This is a genomic window from Nostoc sp. PCC 9305 (genome assembly GCF_963920915.1).
In the GTDB taxonomy this organism is placed as follows: domain Bacteria; phylum Cyanobacteriota; class Cyanobacteriia; order Cyanobacteriales; family Nostocaceae; genus Nostoc.
Window position 1 is genome coordinate 1 of sequence record NZ_CAWUDN010000023.1, and the last position, 17,079, is coordinate 17,079.

At 41.1% G+C, this 17,079-nt stretch carries 18 protein-coding genes and 1 pseudogene; 11 read left to right on the forward strand and 8 right to left on the reverse strand.

Features of this window, described 5'->3' with window-relative positions:
- The 4 genes and pseudogenes from ACM0OX_RS10865 to ACM0OX_RS10880 all read left to right on the forward strand — a co-directional run.
- Positions 1-696, forward strand: a pseudogene (locus ACM0OX_RS10865) (hypothetical protein); the annotation flags it as partial.
- A gap of 376 nt (positions 697-1,072) precedes the next feature.
- A complete protein-coding gene (locus ACM0OX_RS10870; RefSeq protein WP_414514938.1) occupies positions 1,073-2,341 on the forward strand; it encodes a pilus assembly protein PilB in 1,269 nt (422 codons plus the stop codon).
- A 188-nt stretch (positions 2,342-2,529) separates the two neighbouring features.
- A complete protein-coding gene (locus tag ACM0OX_RS10875) occupies positions 2,530-3,213 on the forward strand; it encodes a Crp/Fnr family transcriptional regulator (RefSeq protein WP_335189432.1) in 684 nt (227 codons plus the stop codon).
- A 110-nt stretch (positions 3,214-3,323) separates the two neighbouring features.
- Positions 3,324-3,605: a hypothetical protein gene (locus ACM0OX_RS10880; RefSeq protein ID WP_414514888.1), complete on the forward strand. Its 282-nt coding sequence runs from the start codon at positions 3,324-3,326 to the stop codon at positions 3,603-3,605.
- A gap of 50 nt (positions 3,606-3,655) precedes the next feature.
- Here the strand turns inward: ACM0OX_RS10880 and ACM0OX_RS10885 are convergent, their stop codons facing one another.
- A complete protein-coding gene (locus tag ACM0OX_RS10885; RefSeq protein WP_414514889.1) occupies positions 3,656-3,901 on the reverse strand; it encodes an AAA family ATPase in 246 nt (81 codons plus the stop codon).
- A 428-nt stretch (positions 3,902-4,329) separates the two neighbouring features.
- Here ACM0OX_RS10885 and ACM0OX_RS10890 point away from each other — a divergent pair, with 428 nt between their 5' ends.
- A complete protein-coding gene (locus ACM0OX_RS10890; RefSeq protein ID WP_414514890.1) occupies positions 4,330-6,111 on the forward strand; it encodes a M61 family metallopeptidase in 1,782 nt (593 codons plus the stop codon).
- 107 nt (positions 6,112-6,218) lie between these two features.
- Here ACM0OX_RS10890 and pyk read toward each other — a convergent pair whose 3' ends face one another.
- Complete coding sequence (gene pyk, locus ACM0OX_RS10895; protein WP_414514891.1) at positions 6,219-7,988, reverse strand: pyruvate kinase; 1,770 nt, start codon at positions 7,986-7,988, stop codon at positions 6,219-6,221.
- Between the two features lie 381 nt (positions 7,989-8,369).
- Between pyk and crtR the strand changes: the two genes are divergently transcribed.
- Complete coding sequence (gene crtR / locus ACM0OX_RS10900; RefSeq protein ID WP_414514892.1) at positions 8,370-9,260, forward strand: beta-carotene hydroxylase; 891 nt, start codon at positions 8,370-8,372, stop codon at positions 9,258-9,260.
- Between the two features lie 21 nt (positions 9,261-9,281).
- Here crtR and ACM0OX_RS10905 read toward each other — a convergent pair whose 3' ends face one another.
- From ACM0OX_RS10905 to ACM0OX_RS10925, 5 genes are all read right to left on the reverse strand, one after another.
- The gene (locus ACM0OX_RS10905) at positions 9,282-9,608 is read right to left on the reverse strand and encodes a DUF5615 family PIN-like protein (protein ID WP_414514893.1); all 327 of its coding nucleotides are present in this window, start codon (positions 9,606-9,608) and stop codon (positions 9,282-9,284) included.
- On the reverse strand, positions 9,592-9,816 hold the full coding sequence (locus ACM0OX_RS10910) for a DUF433 domain-containing protein (RefSeq protein WP_335139642.1): 225 nt from the start codon (positions 9,814-9,816) through the stop codon (positions 9,592-9,594). The genes ACM0OX_RS10905 and ACM0OX_RS10910 overlap by 17 nt, the downstream gene beginning before the upstream one ends.
- Before the next feature lie 294 nt (positions 9,817-10,110).
- On the reverse strand, positions 10,111-10,686 hold the full coding sequence (locus tag ACM0OX_RS10915; RefSeq protein WP_414514894.1) for a Uma2 family endonuclease: 576 nt from the start codon (positions 10,684-10,686) through the stop codon (positions 10,111-10,113).
- A gap of 407 nt (positions 10,687-11,093) precedes the next feature.
- Positions 11,094-11,822, reverse strand: a complete 729-nt coding sequence (locus ACM0OX_RS10920) for a pentapeptide repeat-containing protein (RefSeq protein WP_414514895.1) — start codon at positions 11,820-11,822, stop codon at positions 11,094-11,096.
- 52 nt (positions 11,823-11,874) lie between these two features.
- Entirely contained in the window at positions 11,875-12,480 is a 606-nt protein-coding gene (locus ACM0OX_RS10925; RefSeq protein ID WP_414514896.1) for a hypothetical protein, read from the reverse strand.
- Positions 12,481-13,421: 941 nt separating this feature from the next.
- Between ACM0OX_RS10925 and ACM0OX_RS10930 the strand changes: the two genes are divergently transcribed.
- From ACM0OX_RS10930 to ACM0OX_RS10950, 5 genes are all read left to right on the forward strand, one after another.
- Positions 13,422-13,991, forward strand: coding sequence for a hypothetical protein (locus tag ACM0OX_RS10930; protein ID WP_414514897.1), 570 nt, complete (start codon positions 13,422-13,424; stop codon positions 13,989-13,991).
- 199 nt (positions 13,992-14,190) lie between these two features.
- Entirely contained in the window at positions 14,191-14,376 is a 186-nt protein-coding gene (locus tag ACM0OX_RS10935) for a hypothetical protein (RefSeq protein ID WP_229460353.1), read from the forward strand.
- Positions 14,357-14,722: a type II toxin-antitoxin system PemK/MazF family toxin gene (locus tag ACM0OX_RS10940; RefSeq protein WP_414514898.1), complete on the forward strand. Its 366-nt coding sequence runs from the start codon at positions 14,357-14,359 to the stop codon at positions 14,720-14,722. The genes ACM0OX_RS10935 and ACM0OX_RS10940 overlap by 20 nt, the downstream gene beginning before the upstream one ends.
- 398 nt (positions 14,723-15,120) lie before the next feature.
- Positions 15,121-15,594 carry a TspO/MBR family protein gene (locus ACM0OX_RS10945; RefSeq protein WP_322638266.1) on the forward strand — a complete coding sequence of 158 codons (474 nt, stop codon included), beginning with the start codon at positions 15,121-15,123 and terminating at the stop codon, positions 15,592-15,594.
- Positions 15,595-15,684: 90 nt separating this feature from the next.
- Positions 15,685-16,158, forward strand: coding sequence for a TspO/MBR family protein (locus tag ACM0OX_RS10950; protein ID WP_414514899.1), 474 nt, complete (start codon positions 15,685-15,687; stop codon positions 16,156-16,158).
- A gap of 205 nt (positions 16,159-16,363) precedes the next feature.
- Here ACM0OX_RS10950 and ACM0OX_RS10955 read toward each other — a convergent pair whose 3' ends face one another.
- A complete protein-coding gene (locus ACM0OX_RS10955) occupies positions 16,364-17,071 on the reverse strand; it encodes a M15 family metallopeptidase (RefSeq protein WP_414514900.1) in 708 nt (235 codons plus the stop codon).
- Positions 17,072-17,079: the final 8 nt, after the last annotated feature.

Sequence of the window (17,079 nt, forward strand, 5' to 3'; positions counted from 1 at the left end):
CGATCGCTTCCCATAACTATTGTCATTTTTCTCTGTTTGTATGAAACCACCCTGCTATTAGCTTACCGATTTGTGAATTATTTGCGTCGCACTCAGCGCGGTGGTTTAACCCAAGTGCCAGGGCGTGATTTGGTTCGGCTAGTCTCAGAAGAAGTTCTCACAGACGACAGTGACAATCGAGTTAACTTAGTCGATAGTCAGGCGATCGCAGAATATCAAGAAGCACAACAACTAGAGGAACAACAAGGGCTGCGCCAGTCAGTACAAAAAGAATTTGAAGATTATTTACAAGAAAATCTGGGAACAGATGCAGTGGAATGGCTACGACTCTATCTGCAAGGTAAGTCCCAGGAAGACATCGCCCAGAAACTGAATAAGCAGACTAAAGAGGTATATCGACTACGAGAAAAAATTAGTTATCATGCTGTGCGTGTTTTTGCCCTCAAAGGTAAACCAGAACTCGTAGATAGCTGGCTCTCAATTTCCTTGCAAGAACATAACTTGGGGTTAACACAAAACCAATGGGAGCAACTTGATGAAAAATTGACTCCTCTGGGGCGGCAGATTTTAGCTTTGCGGAAAGCGGGTAATTCAATAGAAGCCATAGCCGAACAGTTAAAACTCAAAACCCATCAAGTGCTAGGCGAATGGACGAAAGTCTATCTGACAGCCCAAGCTTTAAGAACCCAGGAGTAGCTTGTAGTGGCAAATAGAGCATGAGGGAGTGGAGAGCAGCACTTCTCTACGTTCGCGCAGCGTGTCGCAGACAGACGCTGCACGTAGCTTGTGCCGTAGGCAAGTGGTACGGCTACCCTCTGTAACCGAGGAGCAGGGGAGACAAGGGGACAAGGAGATAAATAAAACTCAGCACTGGCTCAACCCTAGCTATCCACTAACAGCACTCTTTTGCCCAATTCTCAGTATTATCCCTAGCCTATAATCTAAAATTCATCTTCTACTTACATTTACTTAAGTATATATAATTGAAATTTTAACAATCTAACAAAGTATCTTTATTAACTACCTATTGAATTAGAGGCAAAATATAAGTAAACACCAACGAATCAAATCTATGTTGTCTTCAAAGGGCGAACTAAATGATACCGCAGCAAATGGACAGCAAATGCTAACTGCCACTCAAACTAAGTGGGAGGAAAAAGGCGATCGCGAACAAATATTCCACCTAATCGATCATCTTTTGTCCTTTGAAGCTTGCCTCTACCACCAAATTTTGCCCTTTGGATTAGAAGACAAAAACCTCTTGTTAGGCATGGTTCATCCACAAGAGAGCGAAGCCCTAGATTACGTTGGTCGCATTTTGTCTTCTATCAATTGCACAATGGTGATTGAGGCGATCGCAGCCGATGCCCACCGCAGAATACTATCAGCCTACCTCAACCATAAGAATACATCTCAGCTAGATGCCCAACAAGTGCATCAGCCAACAGTGGACTTTCCCGCAACAAATAGCCCAGCTACGATTGCTGACATACTTAGTCCTTCCTTAGATGCCGACTCGGAATCAAATCAACAACCAGTATTACTGGCGTTTCAGACACAAAAGCGTCAAAATTCTGGGCAGCGGGTAGACTTGCCTCCTATCCCAGAGCTAGACCAATCATCTCAAACTACGACGTTCTTGACCCCTATTTCCACAACTCAACCGGGAGAGGATTCTGAAGCCACATCATCAAACAATTTAGCTATTTTTCCTACACAAGCTTCCAAACTACTGAGTCCGATTGAGTTGTTAACAACACTACCACCAAAAAAATTACTAGAAGAATTACTAGGGCGAATCTTGGCTGGGGGAATTGGTCGGCTGTACTTAGAAAGACAAGCTTACGAAGGCAGAATACTGTGGAGTGACAATGGAGTTTTGCAGTCTGTATTAGACAAACTACCGCTCTCAGTTTTTCAAGGAGTATTGAATGAATTAAAACGGTTTGCTTCCCTGCCTGTAACCACCATTGCAGAACCAAAACAAGTAGAAAAGGAATACGTATATCAAAAAAATCGCTTATTATTACGCTTGCGAGTCATGCCGGGAATCTACGGCGAAGAGGCAACACTCCAAGTATTACGGGGAGCAGCATTAAAATTCTATCAACAACAGCAATTAACACGTATAGGCCGCGATGCCTTAGGAATTTCTCAGCAACTAAGCATTAAGTTACATGAACTACAAGAACGACTTTTACTGAATCCTAGCCTTGATTCTCAGCAATTAGAGGCTTTAGTTACCCTGAATCAATTAGTGAAGAATTTAGACCAACAGATCAAAATACTGGCACTAGATAGCAATTTACCAACAAAGAGTAAATCATCGGTCAGTAAGTGAAAACGCTGATTTCGTTAGCATACATAATTGTTATGTTGTAATGGAATCCTAGACTGATAAAGCTTAGAGATTCATCTCTAAATAAATACAAATTTTGCGATCGTATTCTGAGTAAGATTACGGTTTAAACAAACTTAATAGTAGCAAAGTTAGTTTCCCCTCTTGAATCCTATTGTTGCAAATATTTCATGCTAACTGAGGTTTTTAGTGAACTTTTCCCCTTAATGAGTACAGCCAATCCACAGACATTGGAATGGCTACTCAACGTTGCAATTGAACATGAATACCCATCTGGGCGAGCCGTTGTGATGGAAGATGCCTGGGGTAACGCCGTTTACTTCGTGGTTTCTGGTTGGGTCAAAGTCCGGCGTACCGTCGGGGACGATTCAGTAGCTTTGGCAATTTTTGGGCGTGGCGATTTTTTTGGAGAAATGGCAATTTTGGATGAATCTCCACGCTCAACTGATGTCATTGCCCTTTCACCCGTGAAGTTGCTGAGTATTTCCAGAGAGCGGTTTATTCAAATATTGTTTAAAGACCCGCAGTTACATCACCGGATGTTGCAACTGATGGTGCGGCGATTGCGGCAAATTAACGTGCGGTTGCAAATGCGGTCTTCACCACCAGCGGTTAAACTCGCCCATACTCTAGTGACTTTGGGTGAAAGCTATGGTCAAGAATCAGACTTAGGAAGAGAAATTTTTAACATTCCCTTCAAAGATTTAGCAGAGGTGACAGAAATCGGCGTTGAAGAAACCACCAAAATCATGGAAAAGCTGCATGAAAAAGGGTGGATTAAAATTGATAGCGCCAACAACATCACTTATCTTGTGAACTTCAAACAGTTGATGAATTTGGCTGGCAAAGTGTAATTATTTTATTTATTCAGCGATACAAATTTTGGTATTAAGTTAAGTCAACCGACAAGATGCTTCGGTTGGCTTGCTTATTAGAGGTGTAAGTAGTTCACAAATTTAGACCAATGGATGACACCACTCCACCCCTGACAAAAAACGTCACCCAGGCACAATTAGTAGCAGCAGAACCTAGTACTGACCCAGAACTGTTGCGGGAACTGGCATTATCTACCGACAAAATAACCCGTCAGTCCGTTGCAGGCAACCCCAACACCCCATCTGATGTACTTTTGAAACTGGGAGCAGAATTTCCGTCCCAATTGCTAGATAATCCTGTGTTTCCATTGCTACTTTTGGAAAATCTCAATCTAGTTGCAGAAATTCCCTTACCTACCTCTAGCTCATGATGAATCTTGGGAAGTTTGTTGGGGAGTTGCCAAGAATCCGAATCTACCAGTCAGTATTTTAGAAGAACTGGCGGATACCACTTGGAGATACCATCTTCGGCAACGGGTAAACCGCGCAAGTCGGTAGGCGCGAGTTGACTGAGGCGGACATCCACAAAGTCGATATCATACTCTTGAGCTATCTGTCCGACGATGCTTGATTTGCCAATGCCAGGAGGCCCCCAAATCATCGTACTAATTTGCAAGTTTTTACGGATAAGGTTGTCTAAATATGCTTTTAGATCGGAAGGGGTCATGGATTTTCAATTTTCGATAAATGCTCAGTAGATGGAACTTTGACTTCTGTTGAGAAGTCAAGGATACGGGTATTATATTTGAGCATCTACAGTTTGTACCTGAAAACTATATTTTCAAAATGGGTTTTCCAATCGGAGAATCTGCGCCATCCAGCTTACTTTTGACTTGGCCTTACTAGTGCGGTTTTTTGGTGCGTTGGCGTAGCCCTTCGTAGACATCGCAGCTATTAAACATCGCTGAAGTACTCAAATTGCGTGTAGCATTTATGTACTATAACTTTAGCTATGGAAAATAAATAAAGTGTAATCTTTATTTGAGAGTAAGCGGATTTATCTGTAAGGTCTTAACTACGAATTACTGTCTTTTCTATGGATGCTCCGCGATCGCAGTGGGGCGTAGCTTATTAACAATTACCTCAGCAAACAAGATGACTGAAGCAACAGCAACTCGTCCCAATACCTACGTTGAGGAAACTGGGTCAACGATTCATTACCTGGTGGCAATGTCCCAACCAGAAACCCATCTGTTTGAAGTGACTTTACGCCTTGTGGATTATTCCTCACCGATTCTCGATTTAAAATTGCCCGTTTGGACACCAGGTTCCTATTTAGTCCGGGAATACGCCAAGAATTTACAGGATTTTGAGGCTTTTGCAGAGGATAAGCCTTTAGCTTGGCGGAAGATCGGTAAAAATCACTGGCAGGTAGACAAAATAGGTGTTTCGGAATTAACTATACGTTACCGCATTTTTGCGAATGAGCTATCGGTACGAACCAATCATTTAGATACCACTCACGGTTATTTCAACGGTGCGGCACTATTTTTTAGAATACCAGGTTGGGATAAACAACCCATTCGCGTCACCATCGTACCACCACACCCGGAATGGCAGGTAACTACTGCCTTACCTCCCGTTGGTGAGGAAACAAATACTTTCTTGGCTGGCGATTTTGATACTCTGGTAGATACTCCATTTGAGATTGGTTCCCACCAATTATATAAATTTGAGGTATTAGGAAAACCCCATGAATTGGCAATCTGGGGGAAAGGTAATTATCAAGTTCAGCAGTTGATTGCTGATATCCAAAAAATTATTCAGGTAGAAGCACAGATGTTTGGCGGTTTGCCTTATGAACGATATGTGTTTCTGCTACATTTATTTAGCCAAGCTTTTGGCGGTTTGGAGCATAAAGACTCTTGCTCCTTAATTTACCAGCGTTTTGGATTTCGCGCTCAGGAAAAATACGATCGCTTTCTGCAATTAGTTGCACACGAGTTCTTTCACTTGTGGAATGTCAAGCGAATTCGCCCAAAAGCATTAGAGGTTTTTGATTATGACCAAGAAAATTACACACCATCATTGTGGTTTTGTGAAGGCACTACTAGTTACTATGACTTGTTAATTCCTTTACGGGCGGGAATTTATGATGTTAAGTCGTATTTAAATAACTTGGGTAAGGAAATTACCAGATATGAAACTACACCGGGGCGCAAGGTACAACCCGTTTCCGAGTCGAGTTTTGATGCCTGGATAAAACTTTATCGCCCCGATGCCAATAGCGGTAATTCCCAAATTTCTTATTATTTAAAAGGAGAAATGGTATCGTTATTACTCGATTTGCTGATTCGCTCTACTCACGACAATCAGCGTTCCCTCGATGACGTAATGCTGAAAATGTGGCAGCTGTTTGGGAAAGATGAAATTGGCTATACCCCAGAACAGTTGCAAGAAGTTATCGAATCTGTTGCCGGAATCGATTTGACTGATTTCTTTAAACGCTACATTGATAGTACTGATGATTTGCCTTTCAATCAGTATTTAGAACCCTTTGGATTGCAGTTGGTAGCCGAACAGCAGGAAGAACCTTACCTGGGTGTGAGAATAAATACAGAAAATGGGCGGGAGATCGTTAAGTTTGTGGAGACTGGTTCACCTGCACAAATAGGGGGAATTGATGCAGGTGATGAGTTGTTAGCAATTGATGGGATTAAGATAACGGCGGGTGGCTTAAGCGATCGCCTGAAAGATTACCAACCAAACGATACCATTCAAGTCGCAGTTTTTCACCAAGACGAGCTGCGTACTTATTCCATCACCCTCGCATCACCACATCCCACTCGCTATCAGGTAAAACCTGTTGATCATCCTAACTCCACACAGCAGCAAAATTTTGCTGGATGGTTTGGGGTAGCGATCGCAACAGTTTGATAAAGGGATTGGGATGTGGGGTTAGGTAAGAGGTTACAGGTTACAGGGAATAATTTGTCCCCTGTAACCTGTACCCTATTCCCTTCTTCTGTCCCCAGTCCCCAATCCTAAGCCGTTCTCACCGCCCCAGAGTAAATCAAACCCCGTTGCAGATCCAGCGTTATAATCGCCCCATCTCGGATCACCTGCGTTGCCTGCTTCACGCCGACAATCACTGGTACACCGAGACGCAAGCCAATTACTGCCGCGTGACTTGTGAGACTTTCATCTTCGGTAATAATCCCGGCAGATTTCCGAATTGCTTCAACAAAATCTGCACTAGTGCGGGGTGCAACCAAAATATCTCCAGGATTAAAGTTACTCACATCCATACCAGTATTAGCCACCCGGGCGCGACCACTCACTGAACCTTGTCCCAGTCCAATTCCGTGACCTAGTACTGCCGTTACCACCTCTACCTTAATCAAATCTGTAGAGCCAGAAATACCCTGGAGTGTACCAGCAGTCATCACTACTAAGTCTCCCTGAGACAGCAACTTAAGTTCCTGAGCCACGTTAATCGCAGCCTGAAATGTCTGACCAGTGGAAGGTAATCCTAGCACCAACAACGGTTTGACTCCCCACACCATCTGTAGCTGCCGCGCCACATTTACATGGGGTGTCACTGCCAAAATTGGTGTGTGAGGACGGAACTTAGAGACATTGCGAGCTGTTGCCCCCGTTTGGGTTAGGGTCATAATTGCCGCTGCACCTAGTTGTTCGGCAATTTGACCGACAGCTTGACTAATGGCATTGGGAATGGAGCGTCGGGCATCTCTTGTAGAACGTAGGTTTAAGTGTTGGGCTTCTTCCTGCTCCATACGTTCGGCAATTCGCGCCATCGTCGCCACTGCTTCTACAGGGAAGCTACCCACAGCGGTTTCATTGGAGAGCATCACCGCGTCTGTACCGTCTAAAATCGCATTGGCCACATCCGATACTTCAGCGCGAGTAGGACGGGGATTGCTCACCATGCTATCTAACATCTGGGTAGCGGTGATGATCGGAATTCCCAAGCGATTTGCTGTTGCAATTAGCCGCTTTTGCAGTACCGGCACATCTTCTGCTGGCAGTTCCACCCCTAAGTCGCCTCTGGCAACCATCACGCCATCACATAAAGCCAGAATCGCCTCCATTTGTTCAATGGCTTCGTGCTTTTCAATTTTGGCAACCACTGGCACTTGCTTGCCTGTACTGGAAATTAGTTCTTTAATTTCGATCATGTCCTGGGGATTGCGGACAAAGGAAAGTGCCACCCAATCGACACCCTGATCTAGACCAAACATTAGATCCTCTCGGTCTTTGTCGGTCATTGCCTTAATTGACAGGTAAACGCCAGGGAAGTTTACGCCTTTGTTGTTAGAAAGTTTACCAGGCACGGTGATGCGACAATGCAAATCACCTTTGTCCCGGTTAATTTCCTCTACAACCATTTCTACTCGTCCATCATCGAGGAGAATTTTTGCCCCAACTGGGACTTCTTCGGCTAAATAATCGTAGGTGACACAGCTAATTTCTTGAGTACCGACTACTGGACGATTTGTCAAGGTGAAGCGATCGCCTTTTGCCAAAACTATAGACCCATTGTCAAACTTCCCCAAGCGAATTTTTGGGCCCTGCAAGTCTTGGAGAATAGCTACTGGCTGATTTAATTCAAAAGCGGTTTGCCGAATTAAGCGAATACTACGCTGATGGTCGGCATGAGTTCCGTGGGAGAAGTTTAGCCGCAGCGTCGTGGCTCCCGCTTCAATAATCGCCTTGAGCATTTCAGGACTGCTAGTGGCGGGGCCAATAGTAGCGACAATTTTTGTCCGGCGCAGAGAATCTCGTAATTGCATAGGGGCTGAAGTTAGGGAGCTATCTGGGAAGTCATCGTAACTTAAGTGGCATCTCCTTTTCAGTCACTGCTATATCAATAAGATATAAGCAGTTAGATGAGGGTTTATGGGAGAGTCGGGGCTGTGGGATAGACTAGATATACTACATCAATCTTGTATCCATCCTCCGGACGAAGGAGTTTGTTCCATAAACTTTTTGCCGATTGTCATACCTCACTTATCAGCAAAGATTAGGCTTCGTCTGGAATCATAGCGTTATTCATCTGCTGATATGCAAAGCTGTGGATAAATCTTGCTATACAAAAATTTGCAAAACTTTATTATTCAATAATATTTATCGTATATTCGTAATGTCTGCTCAAGAAGGAGTCAATCTCAAAGATGATCGCATCGGAGGCACAAAAGCCACTGACAATCCCACCCAAGGAATTTTTAGCGCCTCCTGGTGATTTGAATCCGACGCTGCTGTTGTTTTCTGTAGCTGTATCCATGCTGGTGTTATCCAACTTTGGTTACTGGCTTTGGGAATGGCCGCACTGGCTATGCTTTTGCGTTAATACTATTGCCTTGCATTGTGCTGGAACGGTAATTCATGATGCTTGTCACCAATCTGCCCATCGCAACCGGGTGATGAATGCAATGTTAGGGCATGGCAGTGCGTTGATGCTAGCTTTTGCTTTTCCGGTATTTACGCGGGTACATTTACAGCATCATGGACATGTCAATCATCCTAAAGACGACCCAGATCATTATGTCTCTACGGGCGGGCCTCTGTGGCTGATTGCAGTGCGGTTTTTGTACCACGAGGTGTTTTTCTTTCAACGGCGACTGTGGCGTAAATATGAGCTACTAGAATGGTTCATCAGCCGTTTAATTATCGGTGTAATTGTTTATATATCAGTGCAGTACCACTTTTTGGGTTATATTCTGAATTTTTGGTTTTTACCGGCTTTTGTGGTGGGCATAGCGCTAGGATTATTTTTCGACTATTTGCCCCATCGTCCTTTTGCCGAGCGCGATCGCTGGAAAAATGCTCGTGTTTATCCTAACCCGATTCTCAATATCTTGATTATGGGACAGAATTACCACTTAATTCATCATTTGTGGCCTTCTATTCCCTGGTATAATTACCAACCCGCGTACTATGTAATGAAGCCACTGTTAGATGAAAAAGGATGTTATCAAACTTCAGGCTTGTTGCAGAAAAAGGACTTTTTTGAGTTTGTTTACGACATCTTTTTAGGAATTAGATTTCATCATCAAAAAGAATAGAGTTATTGCATAAAGCTCACGTTAAAAATCTGCTATTTCAACAACCACACCCGGAGCGATTGTTGCTAAGACACTGCGAACATTGGGTATCAATGGAAGCAAATCAGGTAGGCGATTACTAGATGCTACTAGAACAACGACCGCAACTCCAGCCTGTTGCAAGTTTTGCTGATATCGTAAGTTTTGGTCTGTTGTGAGGAGAATCGTGAAACTCTCCTGGATCATCAGTTGTAAAAGTTCACCATTCTTTTTGCCTGACCATCCCATTTCCACAACTGTGCGTACCTCATAATCAGTGAGTTCACGCCTTAAGGGTCGTGGAACACACTCATCAAGCAGAATTCGCATAGGCGGTTAGCATTTCCTTTGCTAATTCTAGAGTAGCGATCGCTTGCTCACGGCTGACACTGGGAAAGTGATCTAAAAACTCATCCAGTGAGTCACCAGCTTCTAGATAATCAAGCAAGGTTTTTATCGGCACACGAGTACCAACAAAAACAGGAGTTCCCCCCAATATATCGGGGTCGCTATGAACAACACGCGATGTGGATGTCATATAGTTAGCTTGTCTGCAACAGACTACCTTCTTATCCTAGCTTTAGTTGTCTCAGAGATTGTTTGTTAAAAATGCTGATACGAAGGATTTTAGCCCCTTACTTTCTCTATTTTATTGAGGATTTTGGATTTGAGCGATCGCCTCGAAAGTTTCCCAAAAGTGCGGCTTACATTGGGTGAGTGTAAATAACCACGTAAGTTAGCACAACTGTATCCAATTAAATCCTCTAAGTTATTTAAGTAAGCCCAGAGTTTTACGGTCTTGTCATAACTAGCAGAAGGGATGGTCTATTTTTTAACTAACATTACCCGCAGACAAAACTTGTTCAACTGTAAGTGCAATTTCGGGGAAAGTTACAGATACAATTTGCTGACTCCCGCTAAACTCTTTTTCCTCGTACAATCCTTCTGACAACAATAAAATCGTAATTTTTGACTCTATTGGATCTACAATCCAATATTCAGGAATCTCTAACGCTGCATATTCAGAACGTTTATATCGGTAATCGCGTTTTATTGAATCAGGACTGACAACTTCCACTACTAATATCGGCGCAGACTGACAAACAGCAGACTCATCAAGGAATTCTATTACCTGTTCAGCCGTGACAACATAAACATCAGGTAATCTTGACTTCCGCCATCCCGTTCTTACCCCTGCTTCTCTAAAACATAGCCAAGGTAAACTCAACCGATTGATTTCTGTGTCAAATGTCTGTTCAAGGAATTTAGCAAGTAGTAAATGTCTAAAAGTTGGTGGATTCATGCGTTCTAGTTTCCCATCCACCAGTTCATAACGGCTATCAGTACCATCGTTATAAGCGAGATATTCTTCAAAAGAGTATAGACGCTCTGTAGTTGTCTGTGTCATCGCGCAACTTTTAAATAAAGGTTTTTTTTGAGGTAGTACTCAAAAAATCATGAGTAATTGTACATTAGCTTGTAGTAGCGTTTAAACGTGTAGGCAAATAAAAAAGTGTATAATTTTATCACCGACAAAGCACGATTCTGTCGTTAGCTACTCAACACTTTGGAAAAAATAAAGTTGTACATACAATTTAATCATACTACCATCCCAAAAAAATCCAAAAGTTCTACTGCGACACAATTTTATACGATCGCATTTACTAAAAATCAAAAAAGTGATTTTTACTCTTTGTAGACACCCTGCGGGATCTTGCTAAGTGTCCTCAATTCAAGTAGCAAAAGAGTGCAATGTTTGGCTATTTTTAAGTTTTTATATTTCTTGACTCATAGACGATTTCAGTGGATAATCTATTATTTTTTTGATTTGAGGCTTTTTTTCCAATCCTCAAATTTTTGTTTGCACTCATCATCTGGATACGAGATTGTTCCATCATACATAACAGTCTTACACAAAAAAACACTCGGTTTTTGCATTTTCGTCACATCATAATTAGCACCTGCAAGATTAGTACCTGCAAGATTAGCATTTTTGAGATTAGCGTTTGTAAGAACAGCATTTTGAAGATCGGCATTTTTGAGGTTTGCTTGAAACAAGTTAGCGTCTTCAAAGCTAACATTTGCTAACCTTGCTCCTTCTAACTGAATATATGCCAGATTTAAGGAATCTAGCTTTATGTAAGATAGATAAACACAACTAGTGCGCTTCCCTAAAGCATATTTCATACCTTCCAATGTACTTGCTATAAAGTCATCTTTCCAGGGAATTGCAAAATCTAAGCCCTCACCATACTTACAAACTTCTGTTAAAGATTCGAGAGCATTTTTAATTCCATAATTATTGATATAGGATTTATTATCTTTTCTTAGCTCTACATTGTTTTTTTCTTCTTCTTGTATGAACTTTTTAGAGGCAATTATTGATTGCCAAGCTTTGTTTTCGCTTTCTTTTTGTTGTCCAGGAAGATCGATTGTCACCCATCTAATTGCAACAAGTACGATAGCTAACTTACTGCAAAAATCGAGTATTGAAATCAATACTTGAATCTTAATTTGAGATTTTTCTGCATTACAATCGGTCATTAGTTTTGGTTATAATATTTGAAATTAAAAGCTCATTTAACTAATAATTTAGTTATTCTGGATCTGAGTCTTGATTTATTTGATCAAGATTTTTATTTGAAGTTTTGGGTTCTTTATTTTGTTGCTTTTCCGTCGTTCTAAGTCCAATAAAAGTAGCTGAACTGATTCCTTGTAATGCTAGAAGTGATGAATCAAATTCTGGCATTTTACCAGAATTTATGACTTCATAAATAAAGACCAATCCTAGTGCCAATGTCCATAGAGCTACCTGAATCCTATGAAAATCAAATCCATTACCATCCGATAGAATATCCTTTAAAAAACTTTCACTAGTTCTTGCAGATCCTTTTTGTTTAATCTCAGGCTTACTCTCATCAATAAGTGAATTAATCAATGGTGTTCCAGCATTAATTCCTAATAAGATAGTTGCTGAACTACTGAAGATATTTGTGAATTTTCCTGTGAATAAGAAAATAGCGGAATAAGAGACAATAATTATAAATGTCCACCACGCGAATTGTGATAGTGATAAGCTAAATGGATTTTTTTTGTCCGGGGAACAAGAAACAAGCTCATCTTTATTTTGATCATAGTAATAACCTTCTTTTCCTGGACTACGGAAAGCATCTGTACATCTGAAAAATATAATTATACTCAAAACGAGTATAATTAAAAAAAAATACAATTCGTAATAGGTCTTGCAAGTTCCATAAGTCTATAGACGAAAGAAGGAAGATAGGTTTTTGAGATTTATTTTGGGTATCTTGGGCGATTACTGCAAAGTTAATAGAAACAATTAAGAAAAAACTCAATAATAAAATAGTTGTAAATCTTTTTAAAGTTTTGTGCATTTATTTATGTCCTAAAATCAAAAAGTAAATTGACAGTGGCAGTCAAATCAAAAATATCTAAAAAATGTGCAATCAACTTTGCTCAGGTACTTATGATTTACCTCTTTAAGTAGTAACGTCATTATTAATACCCGATAGATTAATAGTGAGTTTTAATAGTTAAGATAATGCACTTTGCAATATCTCTAAAGCAATGGAAGTTTGCCAACTTAAGCACAGGTAATTTAAGAATTATTACAATTGTCGCTCTAAATCATCAGTAGCAATTTCTTCAACAACTGAGAAATTGAGCAAATCAGATAGCAACATTGGGAGTTGCATAAATGCAGGATAAATTAAGAGTTTTTGGCAAAGTAAAATATTGATTTTTAGTTCAAAAGAAGGCAAAATTATCTAAAACTTAGCAAAGCCAATTTAGTTACATAGTATTAAATATACGTATTTTTTAAAGTGTAGTAGTTAAAGTTACAATTGTTGTCCGTTATACTCTGTTCAATCTCCATCTGATATCCATATACTCTAACTATCAAAAATTTACTGTTGAATAACATTCCTGAAATTGAACTACTGCGAGTGTAACTTCGGCGCATCCACTTTTGGAAGAAATATTATAATAAGCACCCTTATATGGGTTGTATAAAAAAACTATCTGCCAAAACCGGATGCTCATTGTAAGTCGTGATTTTCCCTCTCGGCTGACTCTCTTTTTTGCCTAAAGTGTTGCGTAAATCAAATCTAACTGTTTTTTATGCTTCCAAAACAACGCATACGTGGTGTTATCCTTACTCCTAAAGGATTACATAAACTTGAGTTTGCAAAACAACAAACAGAATTTAATGACAACGGCAACAAGCGATTTACACTCATCAATCTGAGTGTTCAGACAGGTTTAGACTCTCATACCCTGTGTAAGATTTTTAGCTGTAGCAACAAAGTTGATCGATACTCTCTCACTCGATGTTTTCAGGCATTCAAAATATTATTACAGCCGGATGATTATGAGATCGCCACAATTCCCCTGCTCATAACTAGCTCAGAGTTACAACAGAGAGAAACCTGCAAGGATAAGACTTTAGGAAGACAGGAGGACAAAAAACTTGGATTACAGTTGAAGCTAGATGTAAATGAGGTCAAGTTGCCCATGACTCCACCTGAAGAAATTCGCTCAAGAGGAATAACACTGCTAGAAGAATTATCGGGAGAATCTTTACTAAAAGCAGTTAAATTTTTAGAATCCCTTTCTCAAGAGTCTTTACCGCTAAGTCAAAACAAGCCTGAACATAGCAACGGTGTTGCGAAGAATATTACGCTCAATTAAACTAAAAAGATTTTTCAACAACCATAAAAATAACCTCTGGAAGCGATCGCACCTTTAATTGGTACAATAGTATGCTTTAGAGGTTATTGTTCAATCGAATTATTAATTGTTGATCTGATCCTAACTTTCGTCGTCTCGGAAATCCTAGCATATACCTTAATATAGAAGCAAATACGACATTTTGTTATGGAAACTTGAAATGGATGCTTTAGTCCAAGAACTCGACACAAAACTACGTCAATGGCAACCTGACATTGCTCAACAAGTGCGACAATGCCTTGCAGAGATTATTGAACTGGCAGACCAGGATGCTCTAGATATTCTTCGTTCGAGAGTGGTTGAACAAGAAGTATTGGATTTGATTGATGAACCCGAAACCTGGTGAAGTGTGGCTAGTCGATTTAGGACTTGCAGCCAAGACGCGTCCTGTTATCGTTGTGTCTCGCTATGATCCCACTCCACCCCGCGCTTTAGTTCTGTATGTACCAGTAACTACGCAAAATAGGGGTAGCGCATACGAAGTTGAACTGCCTGCATTGCGGTTTTTACAACAAGGCTCTGTCGCTAATGTTCAAGGTCTAGGTTCAATTCCTGCTGCAAGACTGGAACGTAAACTCGGCAAATTGCCAGATAAAACATTACTCAAAATCAAACAAGCTTTGATGTTTGCTCTAGATTTGGAAATTGAGGAACAGCAGGAGGATTCAAGAGATGTGGATAATACTTTATAGTAGGCTACCAATTACTCAACAATAAAACTGAGTATAGATACATCTATAACTCCGTTCACTAACAATTACATAGGTTTAAAGGTTTTACCCTTCTGCCTCTTTTAGCTCATAGTTGGATGAACAAAACATAGCGCCGACAGCCTCATCGTGTCTTTCCTAAGCTTCAATTGCTTTTAAAAAATAGAGTTGTTGTATAAAGCGATGCCTGCGGCGGGCTGCGCCAACGCCTCCAAAACAGTAGCGATGCCCCATTCCCAATGCCCATAATTTAAAATCCAGCCAAACGATGTGAAGGTTTCAAACTCAGGGATGATGAGTAATTAGCAATTAAATTGACAAAATCACACTATAAAGAGTGATATTAAGCGATAAATAGCGCTTGTAAAGGACTAACGGGCATGATTAAATCTTGGATGGTGATTGGGGGCGTAGCTTTCTTGGTTGCTTTAGCCGCGAACGTGATTACGCCTAGCGATCGCCAATGGTTCAAGCGTTTACAACGACCAAGATGGCTAACTTTTGAGGGCGCAATTCCGATTATTTGGACTGTAATATTTATTTGCGGTGCTTGGTCAGCCTATATTGTCTGGGAAAAAGACCCAGGAAGCACCTCAACCTGGTTAATCATGGGTTTATATCTGCTATTAGAAATAGTTACCATTGCCTATACCCCTGTAATGTTTAAGCTTCGCAGTCTGAAAGTGGGCACAATTCTCGGTGGCACAGGTTTGATAATTAGTGCTTTATTAATACTTGCAGTCTTAGGTTTTTCTGGTTGGGCAGCCCTATTACTAGTTCCTTATTTGCTCTGGAGTCCCATTGGTACTTATACCACTTGGCAGATGATCCGTCTCAATCCTCAAGATGCCTAAGAATCGCACCAGAGAATGATTAAACATCTAGCCTAAATTGTCACACTTGCAGTGTATGACTTGACAAAACACACAAAGCTTGAGTGCATTATGATTCCATCTTGGATAATAATTGGGGCTGTAACTTTCTTCATCGCCCTTGGGAGTTTCTTAATCACGCCGCGTGATGTTAAATGGTTTGCAAAGTTAAGTCGCCCTCGCTGGCTAGTTTTTGAGCCACTGATTCCGGTCATCTGGACTGTGATTTTTATTTGCGGTGCAGCTTCAGCTTATATTGTCTGGGAAAAAAATCCCGGAGGCATTATTACTTGGCTACTAATGGCTTTGTATCTTTTGGTGGAAATTATCACCGTCGCTTACATACCTATAATGCTCAGGTTTCGCAGTCTCAAAGCTGGGGAAATTCTTGGGCTGATAGGTTTGATTTCAGGCGTTGTCCTGGCAATCTGCGTTTTACCGATTTCTTTAATGGCGGCGCTGTTACTCCTTCCCTATCTAGTTTGGACTCCCATTGGTACTTACACCACCGACGAGTTAAAAGAGTTAAATCCTCAAGATGCTTGAAGAAGTATTCAGTAGTCTGAATTCAGTAGTCAGAAGAAGAAAGTGTGGGATGAACGCTTATTTATTCCTTATGGATTCCGCAAGAAAGATTTAGCATTTAGTTTCACCATTTATTCAGCATTAGATTGAGCAAGTCTGCCAGTCAGACTCCAATTCAATTCTGAATTCTGACTTCTGACTTCTGAATTCTTTTGTGATAACGCATCTATGTAAGCCGTCCATAACGTGCTGTGACAGGATTGGCTGGATTAGATTCATTGTTCAGCCAAGCCCACATTTGATCGCCGACAGAAAAATGCCACCACTCTCTAGGATTGCGTTGAAAGCCAGCTTTTAACATTACATCTCGCAATAGTTGACGATGAGCATGATACTTTTGCGTTTCTGAGTCGTCGCTATTGGCATAATAATCGGGATGCGATCGCTCTGACATTTCATCAATCGGCGAACCCATATTCACTATTTGCCCTGCATCATCTACCAGCGTTACATCCACCGCCGCACCCGTACTGTGAGGAGGGGGAGTTTTTTCATCGAAACTTGGTACAGCCCAAATTGCATAAACCGCTTCCCAAATTTCTTGGCGTTGGTTTGGGGATAATTCCACCTTAGTCAGTCCTCTATCCTGCACTGCTTGGGCGAAGCTGTAATCTACCATAAACTGCTGAACTGCGATCGGGCGATAGGCATCAAAAATTTGGATATGCCAGTTAGGATGCAGAAGATTAAGATAATTTTGCGCTTGGAGCAAATTTTCAATAACGCTTTGACGGAGATAATAGGGGGAGCGATCGCCATAAGGCGCACCTAATTTTTCATAAGGATGGGGAGATTCCACCGCAAACAATTCTAAAGGAATCGCTATTAGCGGTTCACCACACTCGAAAATTGGGATTTGATGATAGGGCCTCATCTAGTCAG

Excerpts from the sequence above, each read along its gene's own strand:
- ACM0OX_RS10870 (WP_414514938.1), top strand. The coding sequence starts at position 1,073 with ATGTTGTCTTCAAAGGGCGAACTAAATGATACCGCAGCAAATGGACAG.
- ACM0OX_RS10875 (WP_335189432.1), top strand. The coding sequence starts at position 2,530 with ATGCTAACTGAGGTTTTTAGTGAACTTTTCCCCTTAATGAGTACAGCC.
- ACM0OX_RS10880 (WP_414514888.1), top strand. The coding sequence starts at position 3,324 with ATGGATGACACCACTCCACCCCTGACAAAAAACGTCACCCAGGCACAA.
- ACM0OX_RS10885 (WP_414514889.1), bottom strand. The coding sequence starts at position 3,901 with ATGACCCCTTCCGATCTAAAAGCATATTTAGACAACCTTATCCGTAAA.
- ACM0OX_RS10890 (WP_414514890.1), top strand. The coding sequence starts at position 4,330 with ATGACTGAAGCAACAGCAACTCGTCCCAATACCTACGTTGAGGAAACT.
- pyk (WP_414514891.1), bottom strand. The coding sequence starts at position 7,988 with ATGCAATTACGAGATTCTCTGCGCCGGACAAAAATTGTCGCTACTATT.
- crtR (WP_414514892.1), top strand. The coding sequence starts at position 8,370 with ATGATCGCATCGGAGGCACAAAAGCCACTGACAATCCCACCCAAGGAA.
- ACM0OX_RS10905 (WP_414514893.1), bottom strand. The coding sequence starts at position 9,608 with ATGCGAATTCTGCTTGATGAGTGTGTTCCACGACCCTTAAGGCGTGAA.
- ACM0OX_RS10910 (WP_335139642.1), bottom strand. The coding sequence starts at position 9,816 with ATGACATCCACATCGCGTGTTGTTCATAGCGACCCCGATATATTGGGG.
- ACM0OX_RS10915 (WP_414514894.1), bottom strand. The coding sequence starts at position 10,686 with ATGACACAGACAACTACAGAGCGTCTATACTCTTTTGAAGAATATCTC.
- ACM0OX_RS10920 (WP_414514895.1), bottom strand. The coding sequence starts at position 11,822 with ATGACCGATTGTAATGCAGAAAAATCTCAAATTAAGATTCAAGTATTG.
- ACM0OX_RS10930 (WP_414514897.1), top strand. The coding sequence starts at position 13,422 with ATGCTTCCAAAACAACGCATACGTGGTGTTATCCTTACTCCTAAAGGA.
- ACM0OX_RS10935 (WP_229460353.1), top strand. The coding sequence starts at position 14,191 with ATGGATGCTTTAGTCCAAGAACTCGACACAAAACTACGTCAATGGCAA.
- ACM0OX_RS10940 (WP_414514898.1), top strand. The coding sequence starts at position 14,357 with ATGAACCCGAAACCTGGTGAAGTGTGGCTAGTCGATTTAGGACTTGCA.
- ACM0OX_RS10945 (WP_322638266.1), top strand. The coding sequence starts at position 15,121 with ATGATTAAATCTTGGATGGTGATTGGGGGCGTAGCTTTCTTGGTTGCT.
- ACM0OX_RS10950 (WP_414514899.1), top strand. The coding sequence starts at position 15,685 with ATGATTCCATCTTGGATAATAATTGGGGCTGTAACTTTCTTCATCGCC.
- ACM0OX_RS10955 (WP_414514900.1), bottom strand. The coding sequence starts at position 17,071 with ATGAGGCCCTATCATCAAATCCCAATTTTCGAGTGTGGTGAACCGCTA.